Origin of the sequence: Amycolatopsis sp. SID8362 (genome assembly GCF_010550475.1) — a bacterium.
Lineage (GTDB): Bacteria > Actinomycetota > Actinomycetes > Mycobacteriales > Pseudonocardiaceae > Amycolatopsis > Amycolatopsis eburnea.
In genome coordinates this window covers 1-2,032 of sequence record NZ_JAAGNB010000265.1, presented here as the reverse complement: position 1 = coordinate 2,032, position 2,032 = coordinate 1, and the positions used below count along the sequence as shown (strand labels likewise).

3 protein-coding genes are annotated in these 2,032 nt (G+C 73.9%); 2 read left to right on the top strand and 1 reads right to left on the bottom strand.

The window, feature by feature from the left end; all coding sequences use genetic code 11:
* Together G3I65_RS08945 and G3I65_RS08940 are read left to right on the top strand one after the other, a co-directional pair.
* A partial coding sequence (locus G3I65_RS08945) for an NAD(P)/FAD-dependent oxidoreductase (protein ID WP_160695674.1) occupies positions 1–738 on the top strand: 738 nt, incomplete at its 5' end.
* The gene (locus G3I65_RS08940) at positions 735–1,283 is read left to right on the top strand and encodes a hypothetical protein (RefSeq protein WP_160695673.1); all 549 of its coding nucleotides are present in this window, start codon (positions 735–737) and stop codon (positions 1,281–1,283) included. The genes G3I65_RS08945 and G3I65_RS08940, both read left to right, overlap by 4 nt.
* 146 nt (positions 1,284–1,429) lie before the next feature.
* On the opposite strand, the gene G3I65_RS08935 is transcribed toward G3I65_RS08940, so the two are convergent.
* The gene (locus G3I65_RS08935; protein WP_160695672.1) at positions 1,430–1,864 is read right to left on the bottom strand and encodes a VOC family protein; all 435 of its coding nucleotides are present in this window, start codon (positions 1,862–1,864) and stop codon (positions 1,430–1,432) included.
* Between the last annotated feature and the right edge of the window lie 168 nt (positions 1,865–2,032).

Genomic DNA, 2,032 nt, shown 5'->3' with positions numbered 1-2,032 from the left:
CTCGCCGGGCAGCCGATCCGCTGGCTGCTGCTCGACGTCGCCGAGCGCGTGCTGCCGGAGCTGGCCGATCGCCTCGGGCGGACCGCCGACGAGGTGCTGCGCTCGCGCGGCGTCGAAGTGCTGATGAAGACGTCGGTGGACAACGCCGGCCCCAAGGGCGTGACGCTGACCAACGGCGACGACGTGCCCACCCGGACGCTGGTGTGGTGCGTCGGCGTGCGGCCGGACCCGCTGGTGGCCGAGATCGGGCTCGAGACCGCGAAGGGCAGGCTGGTCGTCACCGAGCGGCTGAACGTGCCGGGCCGCGACGACGTGTTCGCCTGCGGCGACGCGGCCGCCGTCCCCGACCTCACCCGCCCCGGCCAGTACACCGCGATGACGGCGCAGCACGCCGAACGGCAGGGCAAGCTCGCCGGGCGCAACGTCGCGGCGTCGCTCGGCTACGGGCGTCCCGGCACCTACCGCCACCACGACCTCGGCTTCGTCGTCGACCTCGGGGCCGGCGCGGCGGCGGCGAACCCGTTGCACATCCCGCTTTCCGGCCGCCCGGCGAAGGCGGTCACGCGCGCCTACCACCTGCTGGCGATGCCGGGGAACCGCGTGCGCACGGCCGCCGACTGGCTCCTGGAGCGGCTGACCGGCCGCCAGACCGTCCAATTGGGACTCGTCCGGTCGGGGTCCGTGCCGCTCGACACGGACTCGCCGGAACTCCCCCACCGCGGAAAGGATTCCCGATGACCGCCGAACCCCTGCGCTCCGAAGGCCCGCCGGTGGTGACCGCCGGCGACCCGGCCGGTCCCAAGGTGATCGTCCTCGACCCGGCGGGCGCCGCCAAGCACGACGAGCTGCCTGCCACCTGGCGGCCTCTCGCGGAGCAGCGCGCGGTCTTCTGGTGCCGCATCCCGGCGGGCGGCGCCCTCACCGAAGCCGACGACCTCCTGGGCGACACCGGCCACGGCGACCCGGAGGTCTCGGTGGTGGCGAGCGGCCCGTTCGCGACGGAGGCGCTCCAGCTGGTCGAGCGTCACCCGGGCGCGGCGGCCCGGCTGCTGCTGGTCGACCCGGCCTCGGACGCGTTCCTCCCGGCCGGCGACGCGCGGGAGGCGAACGAGACCTGGCTGTCCGAGCACGACGACGTCATCGCGAAGCTGCGGGAGGACGGGACGGTGGTGCGGGTGGTGGCGTCGAGCAGCGACAGCCCCGAGGACCGGGTGCCCCCGCCGCTGCCGCTGGGTCACCCGGAGGTGGTGGCGGCGGTCCGGATGGCACTCGGCGACCGCTAGCCGCGCTGGGGTCGGCCGTGGCGAGTAGGCGCCGCGCGGACCTGCGGTGTAGTGAATGACTCATTCATGTCGTCCGACGACATGAATGAGTCATTCACTACACCGACGGAGCCCTGCCGAGCGCCCCAAGGCGGCCTTGGGGCGCTTCAGTCCAGGCAGAACTCGTTGCCCTCGACGTCCTGCATCACGATGCACGACTCGTTGTACTCATCGGCGTACAAGGTCTGGAAGTGGCTGGCCCCGAGCGCGATCAGCCGGTCGCGCTCGGCCTCCAGGGCGGCGAGCCGCTCGGCGCCCCTCAGACCGGTGCCGGCCCGGACGTCGAGGTGGACCCGGTTCTTGACGACCTTGCCTTCGGGAACGCGCTGGAAGAACAGCCGCGGGCCCGCGCCGGTGGGGTCGACGCAGGCGAACGCCGCGCCCTGCCGCTCGGCCGGCAGCGAGCGGTCGAAGTCGGCCCAGGTGTCGAAGCCGGCCGGCGCCGGCGGGACGACGTAGCCCAGCACCTCGCACCAGAACCGGGCGACGCGCTCGGGTTCCGCGCAGTCGAACGTGATCTGTACCTGCCTGATCGTCCCCATTCGCCCACCCTAACGACGGCGTCCACGGCTTTTGCCGACGGGGTTCCTACTCCCGCGCGCCGCGGGCCAGCGCCACGAACCCCCGCACGACCGGGGACACCGCGCCCGCCCGCCACGCCAGCCCCAGGTCGATGCGCGGCACCGGATCCTCGAGCCGCCGCAGCGCCA